The following is a 23332-nucleotide window of genomic DNA, read 5'->3' as shown; positions in this document are numbered from 1 at the left end:
GAGCCGCCATGTCCAGCGCAGAAACGCTCCCAGCCGCCATCCTCCCCGCCACGCCGGGCCCCGACCCGATGGCGGAGCCCTCACGCTTCTTCAACCGGGAGCTCTCCTGGCTGGACTTCAACACCCGCGTGCTGGAGGAAGCCGCGAACCCGCAGCACCCGCTGCTGGAGCGGCTGCGCTTCGTCGCCATCTCCGGCTCCAACCTCGACGAGTTCTATTCCGTGCGCGTCGCCGGCCTCGCGGGGCAGGAGCGCGAGGGCATCCAGGCCCATTCGCCCGACGGCCTCACCGCCACGCAGCAGCTGGCCGCCGTGCAGGCCCGGGCCATGACGCTGATCGACGGGCAGCAGGAAGCCTGGCGCACCCTGCGGCACCTGCTGCGGCCCGCCGGCCTCGCCGTCCTCGACGCCGAGGAGCTGCTGCCAGCCGAGATCGAGTGGCTCGAATCCTACTTCCAGGAACGCCTCTTCCCCGTGCTCACGCCGCTCGCGGTGGACCCGGCGCATCCCTTCCCCTTCATCTCCAACCTCGCGCTCTGCATGGTGCTGAAGCTGGTGCGGGAGGAGGATGGCGGCACGATGCGCGCGCTGCTGACCTTGCCGTCGCAACTGGACCGTTTCATCCGCCTTCCGGCCGGCCCCGAAGGCGGGATCCGCTTCGCGCTGCTCGAGGATGTGGTGGCGCTGAACCTGAAGCACCTCTTCCCCGGCTTCATCCCCGCCGAGCGCGGCCTCTTCCGCCTCATCCGCGACACCGACGTGGAGTTCGAGGAAGAGGCTGAGGACCTCGTCCGCTCCTACGAGACCGCGCTGAAGCGCCGCCGCCGCGGCCGCGCCATCCGCCTCGCCGTCGAGGCGCGCATGCCTGCCGACATGGTGGAGTTCGTGGCCGAGGAGCTGGAGGCGGACCGCAACTCCATCTTCGTGGTGGAAGGGCTGCTCGGCGCCGCCGATCTCAAGGCGCTGATCGTCGACGACCGGCCCGACCTGCTCTTCACGCCCTACACGCCCCGCTTCCCCGAACGCATCCTGGATTTCGGCGGCGACTGCTTCGCGGCGATCCGCGCGAAGGACATCGTCGTCCACCATCCCTACGAGAGCTTCGACGTGGTGGTGCAGTTCCTGCGCCAGGCCGCTCGCGACCCGAACGTGGTGGGCATCAAGCAGACGCTCTACCGCACCAGCCGCGACAGCCCGATCGCGCGCGCGCTGATCGAGGCGGCCGATGCGGGCAAGTCCGTCACCGCCATGGTGGAGCTGAAGGCCCGCTTCGACGAGGAGCGCAACATCGCCCTGGCGCGCGAGCTGGAAGCGGCGGGCGTGCAGGTCGTTTACGGCTTCGTCGAGCTCAAGACCCACGCGAAGATCAGCCTGGTCACGCGGCGCGAGGGCGGCGGCCTGCGCAGCTACGTGCATTTCGGCACGGGCAACTACCACCCGATCACCGCGCGCATCTACACCGACCTCTCCTTCTTCACGACGGATCCGGGCCTGACGCGCGACGCGCAGAAGCTCTTCAACTACATGACCGGGTATGCCCGGCCCGAGACGATGGAGAAGCTGGCCTTCTCGCCGCTGACCATCCGCCCGACGCTGACCGGCCTCATCGAGCAGGAGGCCGCCTTCGCGCGCGAGGGCAAGCCGGCCGGCATCTGGCTCAAGATGAACAGCCTCGTGGACCGGGACCTGATCGACGCGCTCTACCGCGCGAGCCAGGCCGGCGTGAAGATCGAGTGCGTGGTGCGCGGCATCTGCTGCCTGCGCCCCGGGGTGCCCGGCCTCTCCGAGAATATCCAGGTGAAGAGCATCGTCGGGCGCTTCCTGGAGCACAGCCGCATCTACGTCTTCGGCAACGGCCACCGCCTGCCCAGCCGCCGCGCTCGCGTCTACATCAGCAGCGCCGACTGGATGGCGCGCAATATGGACTGGCGCGTGGAGACCATGGTGCCGGTGGAGAACCCGACCGTGCACGCCCAGGTGCTGGACCAGATCATGGTGACCAACCTCAAGGACGCGGCGCAGAGCTGGAACCTCGAGGCTGACGGAACCTGGCGCCGGCAGACGCCGGACCCGCGCGCCTTCTCGGCGCATGAGTACTTCATGACGAACCCATCCCTCTCCGGCCGCGGCTCCGCCCTGCACCAGCCCGCGCGCAGTGCCCGCAAGAAGGCCGACCGGCTGCAACAGGATTAACGGATGAAGTTCCCGCTCGCGGATCGCGGCCTATCCGCCGTCAGGCGCGGCGCCCCCTCGGGCGCGCGGCCGCCTTCGGCGCCTGCAGACGACACTTCGTGGAATCCCGCATGACTTCGACTTCCCCCGAAAAGCCGCGCTTCGGCGTGGTCGATCTCGGGTCCAATTCCGTGCGCCTCGTCGTCTTCGAGGGGCTGCTGCGCAATCCGCACACGATCTTCAACGAGAAGGCCGTCCTCGGCCTCGGCCGCGGGCTGCAGGCGACCGGCAAGCTGAACGAGGAAGCGGCCGAGCAGACGCTGACGGTGCTGCGCCGGTACCATGCCCTGGCCCAGGGCATGGGCGCCGACCCGGTGGAGGTGCTGGCCACCGCCGCCGTGCGCGACGCCACCAACGGGCCCGCCTTCATCGCCGGGCTCGAATCCGTGATGCCGGGCTCGAACATCTCGATCCTCTCGGGCGACGAGGAAGCGCGGCTCTCGGCCGATGGGCTGCTGCTGGGCGTGCCCATGGCGGATGGCGTGCTGGGAGACCTGGGCGGCGGCTCGCTGGAGCTGGTGAAGCTCGTGCAGGGGCGGATCGTCGAAACCGCCTCCCTGCCCATCGGCACCATCCGCCTCTCCGAACGAGCCGAGGAGGATATCGGCAAGGCGCGGGGCATCGTGGAGACGGAGCTCAAGCGCGTCCCCTGGCTGGGCGCCGAGCCGCTGAAGGACCTCTTCCTCGTCGGCGGCACCTTCCGCGCGCTGGCCCGCATGCACATCGCCCAGACCGGCTATCCGCTGGCCATCGTCCATCACTATGCGATCCGCCGCGAGGAAGCGCGGGACCTCGCCGGCGTGGTGATGACGGCGCCGCGCAAGCAGCTGGAGCGCATGCCGGCGGCGCCGACCAAGCGCGTCTCCGACCTGCCCTTCGCGGCGGTGGTGCTGCGGCGCCTGCTGCGCGCCTCCGGCGCCGCGCGCGTCGTGTTCTCGGGCAACGGGCTGCGCGAGGGGTGGTACGGCCGCCGGCTCTCGGCGACGGAGCGCGCGCGCGACCCGCTGCTGGCCGCCGCCATGGAGATCGGCCTGCGGCTCGGGCGCGACGCTGCCCTGCCCGAGGTCCTGCTGCGCTGGACCGAGCCCGCGGCCGAGGGAGGCGACGTCGACCGCGCACTGCGCGCCGCCGCCTGCTGGATCAGCGACAGCGGCTCCCGCGACCATCCCGAATACCGCGCCGAGCAATCCTTCCTACGGCTGCTGCGGCTGCATGGGGTGGGGCTGGACCACCATGCCCGCGCCTATCTCGCCCTCGTGGTCGCGCTTCGCTACGAGGCCGACCCCGTCGCGCCCTTCCTGACCCCGGCGCGCACCCTGCTCTCGGCTGCGACCGTCCGCCGGGCGGAGACGCAGGCGGCGGCGCTCCGCCTCGCCTACACGCTCTGCGGCGGCGTGCCCGCGCTGCTGGAAGCCACCCAGCTGGAGCGCAAGGGCCGCAAGCTCGTGCTCCGGCTTCACCAGGGCGCGGGCGTCTTCGCAGGTGAGAGCGTGCAGCGGCGCCTGGACGCGCTGGCGGCGGCACTCGGCCTGGACCCCGTGGTCGAGGTCACCTGAGCTCAGCGGCGGAACAGGCCGGCCGCCACGGCCACGACGCTCGAGACCAGGAAGATGCCCAGCATGGCGTCGGTGGAGACATCCAGCAGCGCGCTGACGCACCAGCTTCCGAGCGGCAGGCAGGCGAGGCGAAGCACCCGCCCATCCTCGGTGAGAGGCCCATCCGCCTCCGCCGGGGCCGGCTGCGCGTCCTCGATCGCGGGCGGCCCTGCCGGGAAGCTGCGCCAGATGTCGAGGCGAAGGCCATGTTCGGGCGGGTTGTCCATGGCCGGATGATCCGCCGGCCGGGCACCCTGGCTCCAATACGCCCTTCCTGTCGCAACCAGAGGTGGTCTCTATCGCACCCCGGCGAAGGCTCCGAGCAGAACGGATAGCGTGACGACGGAAAGGGTCGTGGAGACGAGGACCGCCGCGCCGGAGGCGTCCGCCCCGCTCGCATAGCGGCGCGCGAGCAGGAAGGCATTGGCGCCCGTCGGCAGGGCGGCGGCCACCACCGCGACCGCCACTTCCAGATCCGAAAGCCCCAGCAGACGGGCCATCGCCCAGACGATCAGGGGAAGAGCGGCGAGCTTCAGCACCACCGTCACGCCGGTCTGCCGCCAGCCCGCGCGCGCGTTGAAGCCGTTGAGGCTGCCGCCCAGGCAGAAGAGGGCGACCGGCGGCGCGGCGGCCCCCAGCATCTGCAGGGTCGAGCGCGCGGGCCCCGGCACGGGCAGGTGCAGCGCGCTCCAGACCAGCGCGGCGAAGACCGCGACAAAGACCGGGTTCGTGAGCATGCCACCTATGGTCGCACGCAACAGGCGCAGCGGCTTGGCGTCGGCGTTGTGCGCGATCTCCGCAATGACCGTGCCGGCGCCCAGCAGCAGCAGCGAGTGCAGCGCGAGGATGGCGATGAGCACCGAGAGCCCTTCCTGCCCGAAGCCCGCCGCGATCAGCGGAATGCCCATCATGACCGTGTTGCCGTAGCTGACATCCAGCGCCAGCGCGCCGGACGGCGCCAGCGGCAGCCCCGCCACCCGCGCGCCGATCAGCGTCGCCGCATAGAGCAGCCCCGCGCCGAGGAAGAAGGCCAGCGCCGCCGCCCCGCCCCCCTGGTGCCCTGCCGTGCCGCTGGCGAAGAGCAGCGAGGGCGCGGCCAGCCCGAAGGCGAAGCTGTTCAGCCCCTTGAATCCGGCCGCGTCGATGAAGCGCCGGCTGGCGGCCAGGTAGCCCGCCAGGATGATGGCGAAGATCGGCGCCACCACCTGCAGCACGACGAGGGCGGCGTCGCGCATCTCAGCGCTGGAGGAGTTCCGCCACGAAGCCGGGCAAGCGCGGTTGGCGCGTACGGTGGCTCCGGGCGGCATGCAGGATGGCGCGGACCTCGGCGACCGTGCGGTCGAAGTCCCGGTTCACCAGCACGTGGTCGAACTCGTTCCAATGGACGATCTCGTCGCGGGCGGCCTCCACGCGGCGGGCGATCTCCTCGTCGCTGTCCTGGGCGCGGTTGCGCAGGCGGCGCTCCAGCTCCGCCATCGAGGGCGGCAGGAGGAAGATGCCGACCACATCCTGGGGAAGCGCCGCGCGCAGCTTGCGATGGCCCTGCCACTCGATGTCGAAGAGCACGTCGCGCCCGGCCGCGAGCTGCCGCTCCACCGGCTCGCGCGGGGTGCCGTAGTGGCGGCCGAGGAAGCTCGCATGCTCGATGAAGCCGCCGGCTTCGGCGACCGCCGTGAAGGTCTCGGGCGTGTGGAAGTAGTAGTGCACGCCCTCCACCTCGCCCGGCCGCGGCTGGCGGGTGGTGGCGCTGATGGAGAGCGAGAGCTCGGGCTCCGTCTCCAGGATGGAGCGGGAGACGCTGGTCTTGCCGACGCCAGGGGCGGCGGAGAGAACGAGGCAGAGGCCGCGCCGTTCCGCGTGCGCGTTGCTGGCCGGCGGATTCACGCTTCGCTCCGCTCCGCGATCCGACGGCTCACTCGACATTGGCGGCCTGCTCCCGGAGTCGTTCGATTGCGGCCTTGAGGTCCAGGCCGATGCGCGTCAGCGCCACGCTCGCCGATTTCGAGCAGAGCGTATTCGCCTCGCGCACGAATTCCTGCACGAGGAAGTCGAGCTTGCGGCCCGCGCCCTCGCCTTCCGCGACCAGCGCGCGGGCGGCGTGGATATGGGCCGCCAGGCGATCCAGCTCCTCCCGCACATCGGACTTGGCGGCGAGCAGCGCGACCTCCTGCGCCAGGCGCTCCTCCGGGAAGCGGGCGCGGCCGTTCTCGCCGAGCAGGCCGTCCAGCGTCTCCATCAGCCGGGCCTGCTGCTGCGCGGGCTGCGTCGCGGCCTCCTCGGCGGCGGCGGTGCGCAGGGCCTCGATCTCGTCGAGCAGGCCGGTAACGATCTCCCGCAGGCGATCGCCCTCGCCGGCACGGGAGGCGACGAGCGTCGCCAGGGCGCGCTGGAAGGCGGCGATCAGGGCGGCGCGGCGGACCTCCTCCTCGGCCTCGCTCGGCTCCGCGAGCTCGGCGCGCATGACGCCGGGAAGGCCGAGCAGCGCCTCGGCGCGCGGCGGCTCGGCACCCGGGATGCGGGCGGCCAGGCCGGTCGCGAGCTCCAGCACGCGCTCCAGCGCGGCCGGATCGGGCATCAGGGGCGCGCGGGTCTCGCTGCGCAGCGCGAGGCCGATCTGGACATTGCCGCGCTTGAGCTTCTTGGAAGCCGCCTCGCGCGCGGGGCCTTCCAGCGCATCGAGCCCGGCGGGAAGGCGGAAGCGCAGCTCCAGGCCGCGCCCATTCACGCTTTTCATCTCCCAGGCGAAGGCGGTGCCGTCCGCCAGGGTTCCGGCTTCCCGCGAGAAGCCTGTCATGCTGCATAGGCGCTTGGTCATGCGGGATTTCTCTCGCGCCCCCGTCACGGAGTCCAGGGATGCGTTACGCAAATGTGCTGATCACCGGCGCCAGCTCGGGCATCGGCACGGCGCTGGCGCTGGAATGCGCGGCGCCCGGTGTGGTGCTGCACCTCTCCGCGCGGCGGGTGGAGCGGCTGGAGGAGGTCGCCGCGGCCTGCCGCGCCAAGGGCGCCGAGGTCCGGCCCGTCGCGCTCGACGTGCGCGACGCGGAGGCGATGGCGGCCTGGATCCTCGGCGCGGGACGGCTCGATCTCGTCATCGCCAATGCGGGGGTGGGCGCCGGCACGGGCGATTCCTGGGAATCGGCGGCCGATGCGCGCGCGGTCTTCGACACCAATCTCGGCGGCGTGCTGAACACGGCGCTCCCCGCCATCGAAGCCATGGCGGCGCAGGCACCGGGCGCGGACGGGTTGCGGGGTCGGATCGCGGTGATCGCTTCCATCGCCGCCTTCGTGGCCGCGCCCAGCACGCCCGCCTATTCGGCCAGCAAATCGGCCGCGCAGCGCTGGACCGAGGCGCGCGACGCCACGGAGCGCAAACGGGGCATCCGCCTGCACGCCGTCTGCCCCGGCTTCGTGCGGACGCCCATGACCTCGGTAAACGACTTCCCCATGCCCTTCCTGATGGAGCCCGAAGAAGCCGCCCGCCGCACACTGGACGGCATCCAGGCTGGGCGGCTGCGCATCGTCTATCCCCGACGCCTCTATGCGATGGCGCGGGTGGTCGGCGCGCTGCCGCCCTCCTGGCGGAACCGGCTGCTGATGATCCCGCCGCCGAAGCCGCCCGCTTCGAAGGGGTAGCGCCCGATCCAGCCGTTCGGACGTCGCGCCGCGAACGAAAAAGTCCTTCGGCAGGGGTTTCCGGTCAGAAACATGCAAGGATCGGGCGTCTCAAATGCCAGTTCCATGATTGACGCTGGCCGACCGCCAGAGGATGACCGCAGCAACCGATCCCGGAAGCCCGCACAGATGACGATCACCCGCCGTTCTGCCTTCGCTCTCCCTTGGGCTCTCCCCGCGCTGGGCCTTCCGGGCATCGCCCGGGCCCAGGCTTTCCCGAACCGCCCCATCCGCATGATCGTGCCCTTCGCGGCCGGCGGCGCGGCCGACAGCGCCACCCGCGCCATCACCCCCCGCATGGGCGAGCGCCTGGGCCAGACCATCGTGGTCGAGAACCGCACCGGGGCCAGCGGCTCGGTCGGCGGCGGCGAGGTCGCGCGGTCGGCACCCGATGGGCACACGCTGCTGATGGATGCCTCCAGCCACCTGGTGAATCCCTCGCTGCTGCGGGGCCTGCCCTTCGACTACGCGACCGCCTTCGCGCCCATCTCCCAGGTCGTGACCTTCCCGCAGGTGCTGGCGGTGAAGGCCGACCTGCCGGCCCGCAACCTGGAGGAGTTCATCGCCCTCGCCCGGCGCCAGCCGCTGAACATCGGCACGCAGGGCAATGCGACGGCGGGGCATCTCGGCCTGGTGCAGTTCTCGCAGGCCGCGAGGATCGAGATGACCCACGTCCCCTATCGCGGCGGCGCCGATGCGGCGCGCGACCTCGCGGCCGGGACGCTGGACGGCTGCTTCATCACCATGCTCTCGGCGGGACCGATCGTGGATAGCGGCCGCGCGCGCTTCATCGCCGTCTCGGCCAAGGAGCGCGTGCCGCTGCGCCCCGAGATCCCGACCTTCGCCGAGCTCGGCACGCCGGGGATCGAGCTCAGCGAATGGGCGTCGCTCTTCGCGCCCGCCGGAACGCCCGCGCCCATCCTGGCCGCGCTGCATGGCGCCATCGCGGCGACACTGGCGGAGGATGCCGTGAAGGCGCGCCTGGCGCAGCTCGCCGCCGTGCCGGTCGGCAGCAGCCCCGAGGAATTCGCCCGCTTCGTCCGCGACGGCCGGGCGAGCATGGCTGAGCTGGTGCGCAGCGCGAACATTCGCCTTGAATAGGCGCGCGCTGCTGGCCGCGGCGGCCTTACTGCCGGCCGTGGCCCGAGCCCAGGCGCCTGAGGTCCTGGCGCTGGCCGGCCAGCCGGTGGTGGCGCTTGCCGCCCATCCCACCGTAGGGCCGCGCCTGCGCCGCATGGCGGCGGGGCGGCAGCGGGTGGTGAGCGATGCCCTGCGCGGCCCGGGGCCGGGGCTGGCCGTGTCGGAGGGCCGCTGGATCTCCGGCCACGCCTGCGCGCCCACCGGCTGCGGGGAGGCCAAGGTCTTCCTGGCTTTCGACACGCAGACCGAGTCAGTCGTGATCATGCTGCTGGAGCATGACCGGCCGTCCCTCTTCATCCCGCCCCGGATCGCCATCTGGCCGAAGGCGCTGCAGCCGGCGCTGGTGGAGTTCGACCCCGGGATGGCCGGCGCGCTGCGCTACGGCGACTGAGTCCACGCCCAAAGAAAAAGGCGAGAGGGACGCCCCTCTCGCCTTTTCTGATCCTCAGGAAGAACGGGGCTTTACGCCGCCTCCTGCTCCTCGGCCTTCTCCGGCTTCGGGCCGCTGTCCAGGCCCTTCGCGGCCAGATCGCGGTCAACCAGCTCGATCACGGCCATCGCCGCAGCGTCGCCGTAGCGGAAGCCCGCCTTCAGGACACGCGTGTAGCCGCCCGCGCGCGTCTTGTAGCGCTCCGCGATCGTGGTGAAGAGCTTGTCCACGACCTTCTCGTCCATGATCACCGAGTAGGCCTGGCGGCGAGCATGCAGGCCACCGCGCTTGGCGAGGGTGATGATGCGCTCCACGTACGGGCGCAGCTCCTTCGCCTTGGGGAGCGTGGTGGTGATCTGCTCGTGCTTGAGCAGGCTGGTGGCCATGTTGCGGAACATCGCCGCGCGATGGGTCGAGGTGACGCCGAGCTTTCGGCCCGAAACTCCGTGACGCATAGTCTTATCTCCTGGCCGGGCTCAGAACGGCTCTTCGATCTTCTTCGCCAGGTCCTCGATGTTCTCGGGCGGCCAGCCGGTGATCGGCATGCCGAGCGAGAGGCCCATCGAGGCCAGCACTTCCTTGATTTCGTTCAGCGACTTGCGGCCGAAGTTCGGCGTCCGCAGCATCTCCTGCTCGCTCTTCTGAACGAGGTCGCCGATGTAGACGATGTTGTCGTTCTTCAGGCAGTTCGCCGAGCGGACCGACAGCTCCAGCTCGTCCACCTTGCGGAGCAGGTTCCGGTTGAAGGGCAGGTCGTCCTGCACTTCCTCACGGGCCTTCTCGCGCGGCTCCTCGAAGGTCACGAAGAGGGCCAGCTGGTCCTGCAGGATGCGGGCGGCGAGCGCCACGGCGTCCTCGGGAACCACCGTGCCGTTCGTCTCGAGCGAGAGGACGAGGCGGTCATAGTCGGTCACCTGGCCCACGCGCGTCGGCTCGACGCGGTAGGAGACCTTGCGGACCGGCGAGTAGATCGCGTCCACCGGGATCTGCCCGATCGGCGCGTCCTCGGCACGGTTCTGCGAGGCCGGGACGTAGCCGCGGCCCGTCTGGACCGTCAGCTCCATGGAGAGCTTCGCGCCATCGTCCAGCGTGCAGATCACGAGCTCGGGATTGGCGATCTCGATGTCGCCCGAGGTCTGGATCTGGGCCGCTGTCACCTCGCCGGGGCCGGTGGCCGTCAGCATCAGGCGCTTCGTGCCCTCGCCCTGGTAGCGGATGGCGAGCTGCTTCAGGTTGAGGATGATGTCGGTCACATCCTCGCGCGCACCGGTCAGGCTGCTGAACTCATGCAGCACGCCGTCGATCTTCACGCCGGTGACGGCGGCGCCTTGCAGCGAGGACAGCAGGATGCGGCGCAGCGCATTGCCCAGCGTCTGGCCGAAGCCGCGCTCGAGGGGCTCGGCCACCAGGGTCGCCTGGCGCAGATCCGTGCTGCCCGACTCGACCTGGAGCTTCTCGGGCTTGATCAGTGATTGCCAGTTGCGTTCGAGCAAGTGATCTCTCCTAGGAGCCGATCCCGCCCGGCACTGGGGCCGGAGGGGCGGTGCTCTCGAAAAGGTAGTCGCGGACCCCGCCTGAAAGCGGTGGGGCCCAGCGCCGGATCAGACGCGCCGGCGCTTGCGCGGACGGCAGCCGTTGTGCGGGATCGGCGTCACGTCGCGGATGGCCGTCACGTGGAAGCCGACCGTCTGCAGCGCGCGCAGCGCCGACTCGCGGCCCGAACCCGGACCCGACACCATGACCTCGACGGTCTCCATGCCGTGCTCGCGCGCCTTCATGCCGGCATCCTCGGCGGCCATCTGGGCGGCGTAGGGCGTGCTCTTGCGGCTGCCCTTGAAACCCTTCGAACCCGAGGACGACCAGGCAATCGAGTTGCCCTGCGCGTCCGTGATGGTCACGATCGTGTTGTTGAAGGTCGCGAGAACATGCGCCACGCCGGAGCTGATGTTCTTGCGCTCCTTCTTGCGAGGGCGGTTCGAGCTGGGCTGACGGGCCATCTTACTTGGTCACCTTCTTCTTGCCGGCAACGGCCACGGCCTTGCCCTTGCGCGTGCGCGCGTTCGTGTGGGTGCGCTGGCCACGGACCGGCAGGCCACGGCGATGACGCAGGCCGCGGTAGCAGGCCATGTCCATGAGCCGCTTGATGTTCATCGCCACTTCACGGCGGAGGTCGCCCTCCACGCGGTAGTCGCGGTCGATGAGCTCGCGCAGCTTCATCACCTCGTCGTCGGTGAGCTGGTTCACGCGGCGCTCGGCCGGAATCCCGACCTCCTGGCAGATCTGCTCCGCATTCTTCGGGCCGATGCCATAGATATAGCGCAGCGAGATCACCACGCGCTTATTGGTGGGGATGTTCACGCCAGCGATACGCGCCACGTTCCAGCTCCTGTGGCCCAGAGGGGCCCGTCCAAATGGTTACCACGCAACCGGATCATCCGGCCTTGCGGCGAAACTTCCACGTCAAGCAAAGCGAAACACGGCCGAAGGGTGCCGTTTCCGGCACACCGCGTCCGTGAGAGGCGGGGACATAGGCCCAACCCCCCTCGCCCGTCAAGCGCCCGACGTCAGAATCCTCTCCAAATCCGCCGTCACGGAGGACATTTCCGCCATGCCGTCGACGCTGCGCAGCTTGCCCTGCGCGGCATAGTAGGGAAGCAGCGGCGCCGTCTGGCGGTGATAGGCCGCGAGGCGCGCACCCACCGTCTCCGCCTTGTCGTCCGCGCGGCGGGTGAACTCCGTTCCCCCGCACACGTCGCAGACGCCAGGCACCTTCGGCTGCTTGAAATGGTCGTGGTAGCCTTCGCCGCAATTGGCGCAGGTGTAGCGGCCCGAAATCCGCTCCACCATCTGGGCGTCGTCCACCTTGAGCTCGATCACATGGTCGAGCGTCAGGCCTTGCTCGGCCAGCATCTTGTCCAGCGACTCGGCCTGCGGCGTCGTGCGCGGGAAGCCGTCCAGGATGAAGCCCTTCACGGCGTCCGGCTGCTTCACGCGGGCCGCCAGCATCGAGGTGATCACCGAATCGGGGATCAGCTCGCCCCGCTCCATGATCGCCTTCGCTTCCTGCCCGATGGCGGAGCCAGACTTCACCTCGGCGCGCAGCATGTCGCCCGTCGAGATCTGCACCAGGCCGAAGCGCTCCTCGAGCTTCTTGGCCTGCGTCCCCTTGCCTGCGCCCGGCGGGCCCAGAAGGATGAGGTTCATCGCCATCCTGCCCTCACCGCGGCCGCGGGCCGCGCCCACCGAGGCGGGCCTTCTTGATCAGACCTTCGTACTGGTGCGCGAAGAGGTGCGACTGGACCTGCGCCACCGTGTCCATCGTCACGGAGACGATGATCAGCAGCGAGGTGCCGCCGAAGTAGAAGGGCACGCCGTAGTTCGAGATCAGGATCTCGGGGACGATGCAGATCACGCAGAGATAGGCGGCGCCCAGGACCGTGAGCCGCGTCAGCACGCGGTCCAGGTACTCGGCCGTGTTCTGGCCGGGACGGATGCCGGGGACGAAGCCGCCGTACTTCTTCAGGTTATCCGCGGTCTCGACCGGATTGAACACCACGGCCGTGTAGAAGAACGAGAAGAAGATGATCAGGACCAGGTAGAGGCCCATGTAGAGCGGCTGGCCATGCGCCAGCAGGTTCGCCACCGTCTGCAGCCAGGTATCGGCCGTGCGGTCGGTCGAGAAGCCGGCGATGGTCGCGGGCAGCAGCAGCAGCGAGGAGGCGAAGATCGGCGGGATGACGCCGGCCGTGTTCAGCTTCAGCGGCAGGTGCGTGTTTTCGCCGCCGAACATGCGGTTGCCGACCTGGCGCTTGGGGTACTGCACGGGAATGCGCCGCTGGGCGCGCTCCATGAAGACCACCAGCGCGATGATCGCGAGCGCCGCCAGCAGGAAGAAGATGATGAAGAAAGTGGACAGCGCGCCCGTCCGGCCGAGCTCGAGCGTCGAGATCAGCGCCGAGGGCAGGTTCGCCACGATGCCGGCGAAGATGATCAGCGAGATGCCATTGCCCACGCCGCGCGCGGTGATCTGCTCGCCGAGCCACATCAGGAACATGGTGCCGCCGACCAGCGTGATGACGCAGGAGACGCGGAAGAACATGCCCGGGTCGGCCACGGCCGAGCCCGTGGTGCCGCGTATCCCCTCCAGACCGACCGCGATGCCATAGGCCTGGAAGATCGCGATGAGGAGCGTGAGGTAGCGGGTGTACTGGTTCAGCTTCTTCCGCCCGCTCTCGCCCTCCTTCTTGAGGGCCTCCCAGCTCGGGATGGCGGCGGTCATAAGCTGAACGATGATGCTGGCCGAGATGTACGGCATGATGTTCAACGCCAGCACGGTCATGCGGCCGAGCGCACCACCGGTGAACATGTCGAACATGCCCAGGATGCCGCCGCCATGCTGGCGCAGCATCTCGCCCATCACCGCGGCGTCGACGCCGGGGACGGGAACATAGGTGCCGATTCGGTAGACGATGAGGGCGCCGAGGGTGAACCAGATTCGGTTCTTGAGCTCGGTCGCCTTGGCGAGGACGCCGAAGTTGAGACTGTTCGCGAGCTGATCGGTGGCCGAGGCCATTCGGTTCCTACCCTCTATCCGGGCGAGAGGTGCCCGGGCCTACGGATAAAGCCCAGGGCGCGCCGCTGCTAGCCAGCATCGCGCCCTGGTTGCCCGGAAATTACTCCGCCGCGGCTTCCGCCGGCAGCGTCACCTTGCCGCCCGCGGCCTCGACCGCCGCCACCGCGGCCGCCGAAGCGCCGGAGACGGAGATCTGCACCGCGCGCTTGATCTCGCCGAGACCCAGCAGGCGGACGCCGACGAACTTCTTGCCCTGGCGGACCACGCCGGCGGCGCGCAGCGCCTCCTCCGTGATCGGCTGGTCGGCGGGGAGCTTGCCGGCCTCGATCGCCTTGTCCAGCGCGCCGATGTTCAGCGGCGCGTACTGCAGGCGGAAGATGTTCTTGAACCCGCGCTTCGGCAGACGCCGATAGATCGGGAGCTGACCACCCTCGAAGCCGTTCAGCGACACGCCGGTCCGGGCCTTCTGACCCTTCACGCCGCGGCCGGACGTCTTGCCCTTGCCCGAGCCGATGCCGCGGCCGACGCGCTTGAACTTCGGCCGCGCACCTTCGTTGTCGCGCAGTTCGTTGAGCTTCATGACCATGTCCTCTGGAGGAATGACCGCAACGCGGTCAGCCCTCCACCTTCACGAGATGCGCAACCTTGCGGATCATCCCGCGCACAGCGGGCGTATCCTCCAGCTCGCGCGAGCGGTTGATCTTATTCAGGCCGAGGCCCACCAGGGTGGCCTGCTGGCCCGGCTTCCTGCCGTTGCCAGAGGCCGTCTGGGTCACGCGGACCGTCTTCTTGTCAGCCATTTGCCGCCTCCGCGGTCTCAGGGGCGCCATCCTTACGCGGGCCAAGCAGGTCGGCGACCTTCTTGCCCCGGCGGTTCGCCACGCTGCGCGGGCTCGATGCGCGCTGCAGGGCGGCGAAGGTCGCCTTCACCATGTTGTGCGGGTTCGTCGAGCCGGTGCACTTCGCCACGACATCGCCCATGCCCAGCGTCTCGAAAACGGCGCGCATCGGACCGCCGGCGATGATGCCGGTACCGGCGGGCGCCGCACGCAGCGTCACCTTGCCGGCGCCGAACTCGCCGATCACGTCGTGGTGCAGCGTGCGGCTCTCGCGCATCGGCACGCGGATCATGCCCTTCTTGGCACGCTCCGTCGCCTTGCGGATCGCCTCGGGGACCTCGCGGGCCTTGCCGCTGCCCCAGCCCACGCGGCCCTTCTGATCACCTACGACCACCAGGGCGGCGAAGCTGAAGCGGCGACCGCCCTTCACCACCTTGGCCACACGGTTGATCGTGACCAGCTTGTCCTGCAGCTCGTCGCCCTGCTCCCGGTCGGGGGCCGGCCCACGATTCTGATCGCGGTCGCGGCCACGGCCACGACCCCTGTTCTCGCCTTCGCCGCCGCTGCGCGGTTCACGTGCCATAATCGATCTCCCCGCGCTCAGAAGCTCAGGCCACCCTCACGGGCGGCCTCCGCCAGCGCCTTGACGCGGCCATGGTAGAGGAAGGGCCCGCGATCGAAGACGACCGCGTTGACCCCGGCGGCGAGCGCACGCTCGGCCACCAGCTTGCCGACGGTCGTCGCCGCGTCCTTGTCCGCGCCGGTCTTGAGGGACCCGCGAAGATCCTTCTCGAGCGTCGAGGCGGCGGCCACGGTGCGGCCAGCCGCATCGTCGATGACCTGCGCGTAGATGTGCCGCCCCGAACGGAAGACGGAGAGGCGCGGACGACCCGCGCTCTTCATCTTCAGCTGGTAGCGCAGACGCGAACGGCGGCGATGCCGCAATGCGATCTTGTCGGCCATTACTTCTTCTTCCCCTCCTTCCGGAGGATGACTTCGTTGTCGTACTTGACGCCCTTGCCCTTGTAGGGCTCGGGGCCGCGATACGCGCGGATTTCGGCGGCCACCTGGCCGACCTTCTGCTTGTCCACGCCCTCGACCTTGATCGAGGTGGGCTTCTCGCAGGAGATCTTGATGCCTGCCGGCTGCGGGTAGCGGATCTCGTGGCTGTAACCGAGGTTCAGCACGAGGTCGTTGCCCTGCATCGCGGCGCGATAGCCGGTGCCGGTGATTTCCATCGACTTCGAGAAGCCGGCGGAAACGCCCGTCACCATGCCCTGGAGCAGGCTGCGGGTCGTGCCCCAGAGGGTACGGCTGCGCGTGTCCTTGCCACGCGGCGAGACCGCCACCTCCTTCTCACGGACGTCCACGTCCACGGCATCCGTCAGGTCGAGCTTGAGCTCGCCCAGCTTGCCCTTGGCCGTCAGCGTGCGGCCCGCGAGCGTGACCTGCACGCCAGCGGGGATCGGGACCGGGTATTTACCAACGCGAGACATGTCGGGCCCCTATCAGAACACGCGGCAGAGGACTTCGCCGCCAACATTGGCAGCGCGGGCCTCCGCATCGCTCATCACGCCGCGGGGCGTGGACAGGATCGAGATGCCGAGGCCGTTGTAGAACTTCGGCAGCTCCTTGATCTTCGAATAGACGCGCCGTCCAGGCTTGGAGACGCGCTTGATCTCCTTGATGGCGGGCTCGCCCTCGGAATACTTCAGCTCGATCTCGATCTGGCTGATGCCGGCGCGAAGCTCCTCCACGCGCCAGGCGCGGATATAGCCTTCACGCTTCAGGACGTCGAGCACATCGGTCTTGAGGCGGCTCGCCGGGGCGATGCAGCGGGTCTGCCGCGCGCCATGGGCGTTGCGGATACGGGTGAGCAGATCGCCCAACGGGTCGGACATGGACATGCGCCGGGCTCCTTACCAGCTCGCCTTGACCACACCGGGGAGCTGGCCCTTGTTGGCCAGGTCCCGCAGCTGGTTGCGGCAAAGCTTGAACTTCCGGTAGTTGCCGCGAGGGCGGCCGGTCAGCTCGCAGCGCAGGCGGATGCGGTTCTTCGCACCGTTGCGCGGCATCTGGGCAAGCTTGATGCTGGCCTCGAAGCGATCCTCGATCGGCGCCTCGCGGTCCATCACCAGGCTCTTCAGCTCGGCGCGCTTCTTCGCGTGCCGTGCCGAGAGCTTCTCGCGGAACTTGTTCTTCTCGACAGAAGAGGTCTTGGCCATCTGGTCTATGGTCCTCCGGAACCTGCCGGCATCCCGCCGGCGGTTTTCCAATGATTCAGTTGACGAAGGGGAGATCGAAAGCCTTCAGCAGAGCCTTGGCTTCCTTGTCCGTCTTCGCCGTCGTGACGAACACGATATCCATACCGCGAACCGCATCCACCTTGTCGTAGTTGATCTCGGGGAACACGATCTGCTCCTTCATGCCGAGGGAGTAGTTCCCCCGACCGTCGAAGCCGCGGTGTCCGGGAATGCCGCGGAAGTCACGCACGCGCGGCAGCGCGATGGTGACCAGGCGGTCCAGGAACTCGTACATGCGCGCCTTGCGGAGCGTGACCTTGCAGCCGATGGCCTGGCCCTCACGGATCTTGAAGCCGGCGATCGCCTTCTTCGCACGCGTGCGGACCGGCTTCTGGCCGGAGATCAGCGTGAGGTCGGCAACGGCGGCGTCCAGCTTCTTCTGGTCGCCCGCGGCCTCACCCACGCCCATGTTGATCACGATCTTCTCGAGCTTCGGAATCTGCATGGGGTTCGTGTAGCCGAACTCATCCTGCAGCTTCTTCCGCACGGTCTCCTTGTAGAAAGCCTGAAGCCGCGCGACCTCGGCCGGCGCCGCCTGGGCGGGACCGGGAGCCGCGGGGATCGCGTCGACGCGGCGGCTGCTGCCTTCCGCGGCCTCGGCGGGCTTCTTGGCGTTGGCCGCGGGCTTGCCGCCGGCCGCCTTCTTCGTTCCGCTCATGCGTCGAGCACCTCACCAGAGCCCTTGGCCACGCGGACCTTCTTCCCGTCCTCCAGGACGCGGAAGCCGACGCGGGTGGGCTTGTCCGTCTTCGGATCGATGAGCGCCAGGTTCGACAGGTTGATCGTCGCCTCGGTGGAAACGATGCCGCCGGTCTCGCCCATGCGCGTCTGCTTCGTGTGCTTCTTGACCAGGTTCACGCCCTGGACAACCGCACGGTTCTCGCTCGGGATCACGCGCAGCACTTCGCCGCGCTTGCCCTTGTCGCGACCGGTGAGCACATGCACCCGGTCACCCTTCTTGATCTTGGCGGCCATGGTTACAGGACCTCCGGCGCCAGCGAGATGATCTTCATGAACTTGCGCGCGCGCAGCTCACGAACGACCGGCCCAAAGATGCGGGTGCCGATCGGCTCGCCGGACTTGTTGATGAGGACGGCGGCGTTCCGGTCGAAGCGGATCGCGCTGCCGTCGGCGCGGCGGACCGGGTAGGCCGTGCGCACGATCACCGCGCGCTCGACCGAGCCCTTCTTCACCTTGCCCCGGGGAATGGCTTCCTGCACGGCGACGACGATGATGTCGCCGACCGACGCCGTCTTCCGCTTGGAACCGCCCAGCACCTTGATGCACTGCACGCGGCGCGCGCCGGAGTTGTCGGCGACGTCCAGGTTCGACTCGACCGAGATCATGCCGAAGCTCCTGCCTCAAGCGCCTCGCCGTTGCGGGCGACGACAGTCCAGGCCTTGCGCTTGGAAATCGGCGGGCACTCCTCGATGGAGACCAGGTCGCCTTCCTTGCACTGGTTGGTTTCGTCATGCGCCGCGTACTTCTTCGAGCGGCGAATGAACTTCTTGTAGAGCGGATGCATCACGCGACGCTCGATCAAGACGGTGACCGTCTTGTCCATCTTGTCGCTGACGACCCGTCCGGTGAGGACGCGCTTCGGCATGGCCGGGGTCTCCTCTTAGGCCTTGGCGGCCGAGCGGGTGCGCTCGGCCAGGACGGTTTTCACACGGGCGATATCGCGCCGGACCGCCTGAATGCGGCCCGTCGCTTCCAGCTGCCCGGTGGCACGCTGGAAACGGAGGTTGAACTGCTCTTTGCGCAGGTCGATCAGCAGGCCGCTGAGCTCGTCCTGGGACTTGGTGCGGATGTCCACGATCTTGGTCATGACCTCAGGCCTCCGCCGCGCCGAGACGCGCGACGATCTTGGTGCGGATCGGCAGCTTCGCCGCGCCGAGGTTGAGCGCCTCACGCGCCACCTCGTTCGGCACGCCGTCGAGCTCGAACATGATGCGGCCGGGCTTCACCCGGGCCACCCAATATTCGGGCGCGCCCTTGCCCGAGCCCATGCGGACTTCGGCAGGCTTGGTCGAGACCGGCACATCCGGGAAGATGCGGATCCAGACGCGGCCCTGGCGCTTCATCGCACGGGTGATCGCGCGGCGAGCCGCCTCGATCTGCCGCGCGGTCACGCGCTCAGGCTCCAGCGCCTTCAGGCCGTAGCCGCCGAAGGACAGCGTGAAGCCGCCCTTGGCCACGCCCTTGATGCGGCCCTTATGGGCCTTCCGATACTTGGTTCGCTTCGGCTGCAACATCTCAGTTCACCTCAACGCTGCGGCGCTTGTTCTTGCGCGCGCTTGTCCTGCGCCGCAGGATCATGGGCCATGATCTCGCCCTTGAAGATCCAGACCTTCACGCCGCAAGTGCCGTAAGTCGTCTTCGCCGTCGCCACGCCGTAGTCGATGTCCGCGCGGAGCGTGTGCAGGGGCACGCGGCCCTCGCGGTACCACTCCATGCGGGCGATCTCGGCGCCGCCCAGACGGCCGGAGCAGTTGATCCGGATGCCCAGGGCGCCCAGACGCATCGCGGACTGCACGGCGCGCTTCATCGCACGGCGGAAGGCCACGCGGCGCTCCAGCTGCTGCGCGATGCTCTCGGCCACCAGAACTGCATCGAGCTCCGGCTTGCGGATCTCGAGGATGTTCAGGGAGACCTCGGCGCCCGCCTTGGCCGACAGGTCCTTGCGCAGGCTGTCGATGTCCGCGCCCTTCTTGCCGATGACGACGCCGGGCCGCGCGGCGTGGATGGTCACGCGCGGCTTCTTCGCCGGGCGCTCCACCACCACCTTCGAGACACCCGCGGACTTCAGCTTGTCCTTGAGCGTGTCGCGCAGCTTCAGGTCATCATGCAGCAGGCGAGAATAGTCGTTGCCCGCGAACCAGCGGCTGTCCCAGGTCCGGTTGATGCCGAGGCGCAGCCCGATCGGATTGACTTTGTGACCCATCTTACGCGGCCCCTGCTTCGTTGGACGCCGCCGGCGCCTGCTGCTCCGCCACCACGATCTTGAGGTGGCTGAACCACTTCTCGATGCGCGAGGACTTGCCGCGACCGCGCGCCGCGAAGCGCTTCATCACGATCGAACGGCCCACCTCGGCGCGGGACACGACCAGGCGGTCCACGTCCAGCTGGTGGTTGTTCTCGGCGTTGGCGATGGCGCTCTCGAGCGTCTTCTTCACCGTCTGCGCGATGCGCCGCTTGCTGAAGGTCAGGGTCGCGACAGCGTCCTGGGCCTTCGCGCCGCGGATCATGCCGGCGATCAGGTTCAGCTTGCGCGGGCTCACGCGGATGTTGTGCGTGATGGCCTGCGCCTCGGAGTCCGCGAGACCGCGGGGATGCTTCGGCTTGCTCATGGCTTAGCCCCGCTTCGCCTTCTTGTCAGCCGAGTGACCACCGAAGGTCCGCGTCGGCGAGAACTCGCCGAGCTTGTGACCCACCATGTTCTCGGTGACCTGGACAGGGAGGAACTTCCGGCCGTTGTACACGCCGAAGGTCAGCCCCACGAACTGCGGCAGGATCGTGCTGCGGCGAGACCAGGTCTTGATGAGCTCGTTGCGGGTGGAGGCACGACCGGCCTCCGCCTTCGCGAGCAGATAGCCGTCCACGAACGGCCCTTTCCATACACTGCGCGGCATCGCGATCAGCCCTTCGTCGCGTTGCGGCGGCGCACGATTTCGCGATCCGTCCGCTTGTTGTTGCGCGTCTTCGCACCCTTGGTCGGCTTGCCCCACGGCGTGACCGGATGACGGCCGCCCGAGGTCCGGCCCTCACCACCACCATGCGGGTGGTCGACCGGGTTCATGGTGACGCCACGGTTGTGCGGCTTGCGGCCCAGCCAACGGCTGCGACCGGCCTTGCCCAGCTCCTGGTTGCTGTTGTCCGGGTTGGACACCGCACCAATGGAGGCCATGCACTCGCCGCGCACGGTGCGCAGCTCGCCCGACATCAGCTTGATCTGCGCCAGACCCGCATCCTTGCCCACGAGCTGGGCGAAGGTACCGGCCGAACGCGCGATCTTGCCACCGGCACCGGGCTTCAGCTCGATGTTGTGGATCACGGTGCCGACCGGGATCGAGCCCAGCGGCATGGCGTTGCCCGGCTTGATGTCCGCGCGCTCGCCGGCGACCACGATATCGCCCACCTTCAGGCGCTGCGGCGCCAGGATGTAGGCGATCTCGTTGTCCTGATACTTGATCAGGGCAATGAAGGCCGTGCGGTTCGGATCGTACTCGATGCGCTCGACCGTGGCGGGCACGCCCCACTTGGCGCGGCGCTTGAAGTCGACGATGCGGTAGGACTGCTTGTGCCCGCCCCCACGGAACCGCACGGTGATGCGGCCGTGATTGTTGCGGCCGCCGGAGTGGCTCTTGCCCTCCGTCAGCCCCTTCACGGGCTTGCCCTTCCACAGGGCGGTCCGGTCGATCAGCACCGTGCCGCGAAGGCTCGGAGTGGTCGGGTTGAAATTCTTGAGCGCCATGACCTTAGCTGAGCCCCGTGGTCAGATCGATGCTCTGGCCCTCGGCCAGGCGCACCATCGCCTTCTTCCAGTCGGAACGCTTGCCGGGACGACCCTTGAAGCGCTTCGTCTTGCCCTTCACGAGCAGCGTGTTCACGGCGAGGACCTCGACGCCGAACAGCCCCTCGACCGCCTGCTTGATCTCAGGCTTGGAGGCATCCAGCGCGACGCGGAAGGCGTACTGGCCCAGCTCACTCATCATCGTGGCCTTCTCCGTGACCAGCGGGGAGAGGATGCACTGGTACATCCGCTCCTTGCTGATCGGCGCAGCGGCCTTCGGCTTGCTGATCGTCGCGCTCATGCCAGGCGCTCCTTCAGGGCTTCCACGCCAGCGCGGGTCAGGACCAGCACGTCGTGGTTCAGGATGTCATAGACGTTCGCGCCGGCGGTCGGCAGCGCGTCCATGCCCGGGATGTTGCGCAGCACGCGGCTGAAGTTCACATCCACGGCGGCGTCGATGACGAGCGCCTTCGTCCAGCCCAGCGCCTTGACGCGCTTGGCCATGGCGGAGGTCTTGTCCTCGGCGGTCGCGGTCGCGGCCTCGAGCACCACGAGCTTGCCGTCCTTGGCCTTCTGGCTGAGCGCGGAGATCAGGCCGAGACGGCGGACCTTCTTGTTCAGCGAGTAGCCATGGTCGCGCACCACCGGGCCGTGAACCGCACCACCGGTGCGGAACTGCGGCGCGCGGAGCGAGCCCTGACGGGCCGAGCCCGTGCCCTTCTGGCGGTACGGCTTCTTGGTCGTGCCCGAAACCTCGCCCATGCCCTTCACCTTGTGGGTGCCGGCACGGCGCTTGGCGAGCTGCCAGTGAACAACGCGTGCCATGAGATCGGCGCGGGGGTCCACGGCGAAGATCTCGTCCGGCAGCTCGGCCTGGCCGGCCGTGGCGTTGTCCAGCGTGATGACAGAAACTTGCATCTCTCTATCCTCAGGCCGTCGCCGCGGGGAACGGGGCTTCGGCAGGGCGCGCGCGCTTCACAGCGTCGCGAACCAGCACATAGCCGCCGGCCGCACCGGGGATGGCGCCCTTGATGAGCAGCAGCCCGCGCTCCGCATCGTGGCCAGCCACGACGAGGTTCTGCGTGGTCACGCGCTCGACGCCCAGATGACCGGCCATCTTCTTGTTCTTGAAGGTCTTGCCGGGATCCTGGCGGTTACCCGTCGAACCATGCGAACGGTGGCTGATCGACACGCCGTGCGTGGCCTCGAGGCCGGAGAAGTTCCAGCGCTTCATCGCGCCGGCAAAGCCCTTGCCCTTGGTCGTGCCGGTGATGTCCACCTTCTGGCCCGTCACGAAATGCGCGCCCGAGAGCACGGTACCCGGGGCGACCAGCGCCTCGGCATCCACGCGGAACTCGGCGAGCTTCATCGGAGCCTCGACGCCGGCCTTCGCGAAGTGGCCGCGATTGGCCTTCGTCACGTTCTTCGGCTTGGCCTTACCGATGCCGACCTGCAGCGCCGTGTAGCCATCCGTCTCGGCCGTACGCTGCGCGATGACGCGGACCGCATCGAGATGCAGAACCGTCACCGGCGTCGTGGAGCCGTCATCATTGAAAAGCCGAGTCATGCCGAGCTTGCGCGCGATCAGCCCCGTCCGGACCTGGGTAGCCATGGTTCCGTCCTCAGATCTTGATCTCGACGTCCACACCGGAGGCCAGGTCGAGCTTCATCAGCGCGTCCACGGTCTGCGGGGTGGGGTCGACGATATCGAGAAGGCGGCGATGAGTCCGGATCTCGAACTGCTCGCGGCTCTTCTTGTCCACATGCGGCGAGCGGTTCACGGTGAAACGCTCAATCTGGGTGGGCAGCGGGATAGGCCCGCGAACCCGCGCACCGGTCCGCTTCGCGGTCTGCACGATCTCCCGCGTGCTACCATCGAGCACGCGGTGATCGAACGCCTTGAGGCGGATGCGGATGTTTTGGCTGTCCATGGCGGAGTGGTCCGATTACTTCGCGATGGAGGCGACGACGCCGGCGCCGACGGTGCGGCCACCTTCGCGGATGGCGAAGCGCAGGCCCTCATCCATCGCGAT

Annotated in this window: 37 protein-coding genes; 5 read left to right on the top strand and 32 right to left on the bottom strand. The window is 68.7% G+C overall.

Going from position 1 to position 23332, the window contains the following annotated elements:
* Positions 1-8: 8 nt before the first annotated feature.
* Together WJM96_RS20200 and WJM96_RS20195 are read left to right on the top strand one after the other, a co-directional pair.
* Positions 9-2192, top strand: coding sequence for an RNA degradosome polyphosphate kinase (locus WJM96_RS20200; RefSeq protein ID WP_424814357.1), 2184 nt, complete (start codon positions 9-11; stop codon positions 2190-2192).
* Positions 2193-2302: 110 nt separating this feature from the next.
* Positions 2303-3787, top strand: coding sequence for a Ppx/GppA family phosphatase (locus WJM96_RS20195; RefSeq protein ID WP_424814356.1), 1485 nt, complete (start codon positions 2303-2305; stop codon positions 3785-3787).
* 2 nt (positions 3788-3789) lie between these two features.
* Here the strand turns inward: WJM96_RS20195 and WJM96_RS20190 are convergent, their stop codons facing one another.
* The 4 genes from WJM96_RS20190 to WJM96_RS20175 all read right to left on the bottom strand — a co-directional run bounded on the left by WJM96_RS20190 (position 3790) and on the right by WJM96_RS20175 (position 6641).
* Positions 3790-4053, bottom strand: a complete 264-nt coding sequence (locus WJM96_RS20190; protein ID WP_424814355.1) for a hypothetical protein — start codon at positions 4051-4053, stop codon at positions 3790-3792.
* Between the two features lie 69 nt (positions 4054-4122).
* Complete coding sequence (locus WJM96_RS20185) at positions 4123-5061, bottom strand: AEC family transporter (RefSeq protein ID WP_424814354.1); 939 nt, start codon at positions 5059-5061, stop codon at positions 4123-4125.
* Between the two features lies 1 nt (position 5062).
* The gene (gene gmk, locus WJM96_RS20180; protein WP_424814353.1) at positions 5063-5710 is read right to left on the bottom strand and encodes a guanylate kinase; all 648 of its coding nucleotides are present in this window, start codon (positions 5708-5710) and stop codon (positions 5063-5065) included.
* A 28-nt stretch (positions 5711-5738) separates the two neighbouring features.
* Positions 5739-6641, bottom strand: coding sequence for a YicC/YloC family endoribonuclease (locus tag WJM96_RS20175; RefSeq protein WP_424814352.1), 903 nt, complete (start codon positions 6639-6641; stop codon positions 5739-5741).
* 38 nt (positions 6642-6679) lie between these two features.
* On the opposite strand from WJM96_RS20175, the gene WJM96_RS20170 reads away from it, so the two are divergent.
* The 3 genes from WJM96_RS20170 (at position 6680) to WJM96_RS20160 (ending at position 9032) form a co-directional block, all read left to right on the top strand.
* Positions 6680-7462 (top strand): SDR family NAD(P)-dependent oxidoreductase, encoded by a 783-nt coding sequence (locus WJM96_RS20170; protein WP_424814351.1) that lies wholly within the window; start codon positions 6680-6682, stop codon positions 7460-7462.
* A gap of 168 nt (positions 7463-7630) precedes the next feature.
* Positions 7631-8602, top strand: a complete 972-nt coding sequence (locus WJM96_RS20165; RefSeq protein ID WP_424814350.1) for a Bug family tripartite tricarboxylate transporter substrate binding protein — start codon at positions 7631-7633, stop codon at positions 8600-8602.
* A gap of 37 nt (positions 8603-8639) precedes the next feature.
* Entirely contained in the window at positions 8640-9032 is a 393-nt protein-coding gene (locus tag WJM96_RS20160; RefSeq protein WP_424814349.1) for a hypothetical protein, read from the top strand.
* A 71-nt stretch (positions 9033-9103) separates the two neighbouring features.
* On the opposite strand, the gene rplQ is transcribed toward WJM96_RS20160, so the two are convergent.
* The 28 genes from rplQ to WJM96_RS20020 all read right to left on the bottom strand — a co-directional run.
* Positions 9104-9526, bottom strand: coding sequence for a 50S ribosomal protein L17 (rplQ, locus tag WJM96_RS20155; RefSeq protein ID WP_424814348.1), 423 nt, complete (start codon positions 9524-9526; stop codon positions 9104-9106).
* A 21-nt stretch (positions 9527-9547) separates the two neighbouring features.
* Positions 9548-10564: a DNA-directed RNA polymerase subunit alpha gene (locus WJM96_RS20150; protein WP_424814347.1), complete on the bottom strand. Its 1017-nt coding sequence runs from the start codon at positions 10562-10564 to the stop codon at positions 9548-9550.
* 108 nt (positions 10565-10672) lie between these two features.
* The gene (gene rpsK, locus WJM96_RS20145) at positions 10673-11068 is read right to left on the bottom strand and encodes a 30S ribosomal protein S11 (RefSeq protein WP_424814346.1); all 396 of its coding nucleotides are present in this window, start codon (positions 11066-11068) and stop codon (positions 10673-10675) included.
* A 1-nt stretch (position 11069) separates the two neighbouring features.
* On the bottom strand, positions 11070-11447 hold the full coding sequence (gene rpsM / locus WJM96_RS20140; protein WP_424814345.1) for a 30S ribosomal protein S13: 378 nt from the start codon (positions 11445-11447) through the stop codon (positions 11070-11072).
* A gap of 174 nt (positions 11448-11621) precedes the next feature.
* Positions 11622-12275: an adenylate kinase gene (locus tag WJM96_RS20135; RefSeq protein WP_424814344.1), complete on the bottom strand. Its 654-nt coding sequence runs from the start codon at positions 12273-12275 to the stop codon at positions 11622-11624.
* 13 nt (positions 12276-12288) lie between these two features.
* Positions 12289-13644, bottom strand: a complete 1356-nt coding sequence (gene secY / locus WJM96_RS20130) for a preprotein translocase subunit SecY (RefSeq protein WP_424814343.1) — start codon at positions 13642-13644, stop codon at positions 12289-12291.
* 100 nt (positions 13645-13744) lie between these two features.
* Positions 13745-14224: a 50S ribosomal protein L15 gene (gene rplO / locus WJM96_RS20125; protein WP_424814342.1), complete on the bottom strand. Its 480-nt coding sequence runs from the start codon at positions 14222-14224 to the stop codon at positions 13745-13747.
* Between the two features lie 34 nt (positions 14225-14258).
* Positions 14259-14444: a 50S ribosomal protein L30 gene (rpmD, locus tag WJM96_RS20120; RefSeq protein WP_424814341.1), complete on the bottom strand. Its 186-nt coding sequence runs from the start codon at positions 14442-14444 to the stop codon at positions 14259-14261.
* Entirely contained in the window at positions 14437-15066 is a 630-nt protein-coding gene (rpsE, locus tag WJM96_RS20115; protein ID WP_424814340.1) for a 30S ribosomal protein S5, read from the bottom strand. Before rpsE ends, rpmD begins: the two co-directional genes overlap by 8 nt.
* 17 nt (positions 15067-15083) lie before the next feature.
* Positions 15084-15446, bottom strand: a complete 363-nt coding sequence (gene rplR / locus WJM96_RS20110) for a 50S ribosomal protein L18 (protein ID WP_424814339.1) — start codon at positions 15444-15446, stop codon at positions 15084-15086.
* A complete protein-coding gene (rplF, locus tag WJM96_RS20105) occupies positions 15446-15979 on the bottom strand; it encodes a 50S ribosomal protein L6 (RefSeq protein ID WP_424814338.1) in 534 nt (177 codons plus the stop codon). The genes rplR and rplF overlap by 1 nt, the downstream gene beginning before the upstream one ends.
* 12 nt (positions 15980-15991) lie before the next feature.
* Positions 15992-16390 (bottom strand): 30S ribosomal protein S8, encoded by a 399-nt coding sequence (gene rpsH, locus WJM96_RS20100; protein WP_424814337.1) that lies wholly within the window; start codon positions 16388-16390, stop codon positions 15992-15994.
* A gap of 12 nt (positions 16391-16402) precedes the next feature.
* On the bottom strand, positions 16403-16708 hold the full coding sequence (gene rpsN, locus WJM96_RS20095) for a 30S ribosomal protein S14 (RefSeq protein WP_424814336.1): 306 nt from the start codon (positions 16706-16708) through the stop codon (positions 16403-16405).
* Positions 16709-16763: 55 nt separating this feature from the next.
* A complete protein-coding gene (gene rplE, locus WJM96_RS20090; protein WP_424814335.1) occupies positions 16764-17444 on the bottom strand; it encodes a 50S ribosomal protein L5 in 681 nt (226 codons plus the stop codon).
* On the bottom strand, positions 17441-17761 hold the full coding sequence (gene rplX, locus WJM96_RS20085) for a 50S ribosomal protein L24 (RefSeq protein ID WP_424814334.1): 321 nt from the start codon (positions 17759-17761) through the stop codon (positions 17441-17443). The genes rplE and rplX overlap by 4 nt, the downstream gene beginning before the upstream one ends.
* A gap of 2 nt (positions 17762-17763) precedes the next feature.
* A complete protein-coding gene (gene rplN / locus WJM96_RS20080) occupies positions 17764-18132 on the bottom strand; it encodes a 50S ribosomal protein L14 (RefSeq protein ID WP_424814333.1) in 369 nt (122 codons plus the stop codon).
* Positions 18129-18392, bottom strand: coding sequence for a 30S ribosomal protein S17 (gene rpsQ / locus WJM96_RS20075; protein WP_424814332.1), 264 nt, complete (start codon positions 18390-18392; stop codon positions 18129-18131). The genes rplN and rpsQ overlap by 4 nt, the downstream gene beginning before the upstream one ends.
* 15 nt (positions 18393-18407) lie before the next feature.
* Positions 18408-18614, bottom strand: coding sequence for a 50S ribosomal protein L29 (rpmC, locus tag WJM96_RS20070; protein ID WP_424814331.1), 207 nt, complete (start codon positions 18612-18614; stop codon positions 18408-18410).
* 4 nt (positions 18615-18618) lie between these two features.
* On the bottom strand, positions 18619-19041 hold the full coding sequence (rplP, locus tag WJM96_RS20065; protein ID WP_424814330.1) for a 50S ribosomal protein L16: 423 nt from the start codon (positions 19039-19041) through the stop codon (positions 18619-18621).
* Positions 19042-19052: 11 nt separating this feature from the next.
* Positions 19053-19730, bottom strand: coding sequence for a 30S ribosomal protein S3 (rpsC, locus tag WJM96_RS20060; RefSeq protein ID WP_424814329.1), 678 nt, complete (start codon positions 19728-19730; stop codon positions 19053-19055).
* 1 nt (position 19731) lies between these two features.
* Entirely contained in the window at positions 19732-20136 is a 405-nt protein-coding gene (rplV, locus tag WJM96_RS20055) for a 50S ribosomal protein L22 (RefSeq protein WP_424814328.1), read from the bottom strand.
* A gap of 3 nt (positions 20137-20139) precedes the next feature.
* Positions 20140-20418, bottom strand: coding sequence for a 30S ribosomal protein S19 (gene rpsS, locus WJM96_RS20050; protein ID WP_424814327.1), 279 nt, complete (start codon positions 20416-20418; stop codon positions 20140-20142).
* Positions 20419-20423: 5 nt separating this feature from the next.
* The gene (gene rplB / locus WJM96_RS20045) at positions 20424-21260 is read right to left on the bottom strand and encodes a 50S ribosomal protein L2 (protein WP_424814326.1); all 837 of its coding nucleotides are present in this window, start codon (positions 21258-21260) and stop codon (positions 20424-20426) included.
* Positions 21261-21264: 4 nt separating this feature from the next.
* Positions 21265-21561, bottom strand: a complete 297-nt coding sequence (locus tag WJM96_RS20040) for a 50S ribosomal protein L23 (protein ID WP_424814594.1) — start codon at positions 21559-21561, stop codon at positions 21265-21267.
* Between the two features lie 35 nt (positions 21562-21596).
* Positions 21597-22217, bottom strand: a complete 621-nt coding sequence (rplD, locus tag WJM96_RS20035) for a 50S ribosomal protein L4 (RefSeq protein ID WP_424814325.1) — start codon at positions 22215-22217, stop codon at positions 21597-21599.
* 10 nt (positions 22218-22227) lie between these two features.
* Positions 22228-22911 carry a 50S ribosomal protein L3 gene (gene rplC, locus WJM96_RS20030; RefSeq protein ID WP_424814324.1) on the bottom strand — a complete coding sequence of 228 codons (684 nt, stop codon included), beginning with the start codon at positions 22909-22911 and terminating at the stop codon, positions 22228-22230.
* Between the two features lie 10 nt (positions 22912-22921).
* Entirely contained in the window at positions 22922-23230 is a 309-nt protein-coding gene (gene rpsJ, locus WJM96_RS20025) for a 30S ribosomal protein S10 (RefSeq protein WP_131550998.1), read from the bottom strand.
* Between the two features lie 15 nt (positions 23231-23245).
* A partial coding sequence (locus WJM96_RS20020; RefSeq protein ID WP_424814593.1) for a hypothetical protein occupies positions 23246-23332 on the bottom strand: 87 nt, incomplete at its 5' end.

It is taken from the genome of Roseococcus sp. YIM B11640 (assembly GCF_049727625.1).
In the GTDB taxonomy this organism is placed as follows: Bacteria; Pseudomonadota; Alphaproteobacteria; order Acetobacterales; family Acetobacteraceae; genus Roseococcus.
This window is presented reverse-complemented; position numbering and strand designations above follow the sequence as displayed.

Excerpts from the sequence above, each read along its gene's own strand:
- WJM96_RS20200 (WP_424814357.1), top strand. The coding sequence starts at position 9 with ATGTCCAGCGCAGAAACGCTCCCAGCCGCCATCCTCCCCGCCACGCCG.
- WJM96_RS20195 (WP_424814356.1), top strand. The coding sequence starts at position 2,303 with ATGACTTCGACTTCCCCCGAAAAGCCGCGCTTCGGCGTGGTCGATCTC.
- WJM96_RS20190 (WP_424814355.1), bottom strand. The coding sequence starts at position 4,053 with ATGGACAACCCGCCCGAACATGGCCTTCGCCTCGACATCTGGCGCAGC.
- WJM96_RS20185 (WP_424814354.1), bottom strand. The coding sequence starts at position 5,061 with ATGCGCGACGCCGCCCTCGTCGTGCTGCAGGTGGTGGCGCCGATCTTC.
- WJM96_RS20175 (WP_424814352.1), bottom strand. The coding sequence starts at position 6,641 with ATGACCAAGCGCCTATGCAGCATGACAGGCTTCTCGCGGGAAGCCGGA.
- WJM96_RS20170 (WP_424814351.1), top strand. The coding sequence starts at position 6,680 with ATGCGTTACGCAAATGTGCTGATCACCGGCGCCAGCTCGGGCATCGGC.
- WJM96_RS20165 (WP_424814350.1), top strand. The coding sequence starts at position 7,631 with ATGACGATCACCCGCCGTTCTGCCTTCGCTCTCCCTTGGGCTCTCCCC.
- rplQ (WP_424814348.1), bottom strand. The coding sequence starts at position 9,526 with ATGCGTCACGGAGTTTCGGGCCGAAAGCTCGGCGTCACCTCGACCCAT.
- rpsK (WP_424814346.1), bottom strand. The coding sequence starts at position 11,068 with ATGGCCCGTCAGCCCAGCTCGAACCGCCCTCGCAAGAAGGAGCGCAAG.
- WJM96_RS20135 (WP_424814344.1), bottom strand. The coding sequence starts at position 12,275 with ATGAACCTCATCCTTCTGGGCCCGCCGGGCGCAGGCAAGGGGACGCAG.
- secY (WP_424814343.1), bottom strand. The coding sequence starts at position 13,644 with ATGGCCTCGGCCACCGATCAGCTCGCGAACAGTCTCAACTTCGGCGTC.
- rplO (WP_424814342.1), bottom strand. The coding sequence starts at position 14,224 with ATGAAGCTCAACGAACTGCGCGACAACGAAGGTGCGCGGCCGAAGTTC.
- rpmD (WP_424814341.1), bottom strand. The coding sequence starts at position 14,444 with ATGGCTGACAAGAAGACGGTCCGCGTGACCCAGACGGCCTCTGGCAAC.
- rpsE (WP_424814340.1), bottom strand. The coding sequence starts at position 15,066 with ATGGCACGTGAACCGCGCAGCGGCGGCGAAGGCGAGAACAGGGGTCGT.
- rplR (WP_424814339.1), bottom strand. The coding sequence starts at position 15,446 with ATGGCCGACAAGATCGCATTGCGGCATCGCCGCCGTTCGCGTCTGCGC.
- rplF (WP_424814338.1), bottom strand. The coding sequence starts at position 15,979 with ATGTCTCGCGTTGGTAAATACCCGGTCCCGATCCCCGCTGGCGTGCAG.
- rpsH (WP_424814337.1), bottom strand. The coding sequence starts at position 16,390 with ATGTCCATGTCCGACCCGTTGGGCGATCTGCTCACCCGTATCCGCAAC.
- rpsN (WP_424814336.1), bottom strand. The coding sequence starts at position 16,708 with ATGGCCAAGACCTCTTCTGTCGAGAAGAACAAGTTCCGCGAGAAGCTC.
- rplE (WP_424814335.1), bottom strand. The coding sequence starts at position 17,444 with ATGAGCGGAACGAAGAAGGCGGCCGGCGGCAAGCCCGCGGCCAACGCC.
- rplX (WP_424814334.1), bottom strand. The coding sequence starts at position 17,761 with ATGGCCGCCAAGATCAAGAAGGGTGACCGGGTGCATGTGCTCACCGGT.
- rplN (WP_424814333.1), bottom strand. The coding sequence starts at position 18,132 with ATGATCTCGGTCGAGTCGAACCTGGACGTCGCCGACAACTCCGGCGCG.
- rpsQ (WP_424814332.1), bottom strand. The coding sequence starts at position 18,392 with ATGCCGAAGCGCGTCCTCACCGGACGGGTCGTCAGCGACAAGATGGAC.
- rpmC (WP_424814331.1), bottom strand. The coding sequence starts at position 18,614 with ATGACCAAGATCGTGGACATCCGCACCAAGTCCCAGGACGAGCTCAGC.
- rplP (WP_424814330.1), bottom strand. The coding sequence starts at position 19,041 with ATGTTGCAGCCGAAGCGAACCAAGTATCGGAAGGCCCATAAGGGCCGC.
- rpsC (WP_424814329.1), bottom strand. The coding sequence starts at position 19,730 with ATGGGTCACAAAGTCAATCCGATCGGGCTGCGCCTCGGCATCAACCGG.
- rplV (WP_424814328.1), bottom strand. The coding sequence starts at position 20,136 with ATGAGCAAGCCGAAGCATCCCCGCGGTCTCGCGGACTCCGAGGCGCAG.
- rpsS (WP_424814327.1), bottom strand. The coding sequence starts at position 20,418 with ATGCCGCGCAGTGTATGGAAAGGGCCGTTCGTGGACGGCTATCTGCTC.
- rplB (WP_424814326.1), bottom strand. The coding sequence starts at position 21,260 with ATGGCGCTCAAGAATTTCAACCCGACCACTCCGAGCCTTCGCGGCACG.
- rplD (WP_424814325.1), bottom strand. The coding sequence starts at position 22,217 with ATGCAAGTTTCTGTCATCACGCTGGACAACGCCACGGCCGGCCAGGCC.
- rplC (WP_424814324.1), bottom strand. The coding sequence starts at position 22,911 with ATGGCTACCCAGGTCCGGACGGGGCTGATCGCGCGCAAGCTCGGCATG.
- rpsJ (WP_131550998.1), bottom strand. The coding sequence starts at position 23,230 with ATGGACAGCCAAAACATCCGCATCCGCCTCAAGGCGTTCGATCACCGC.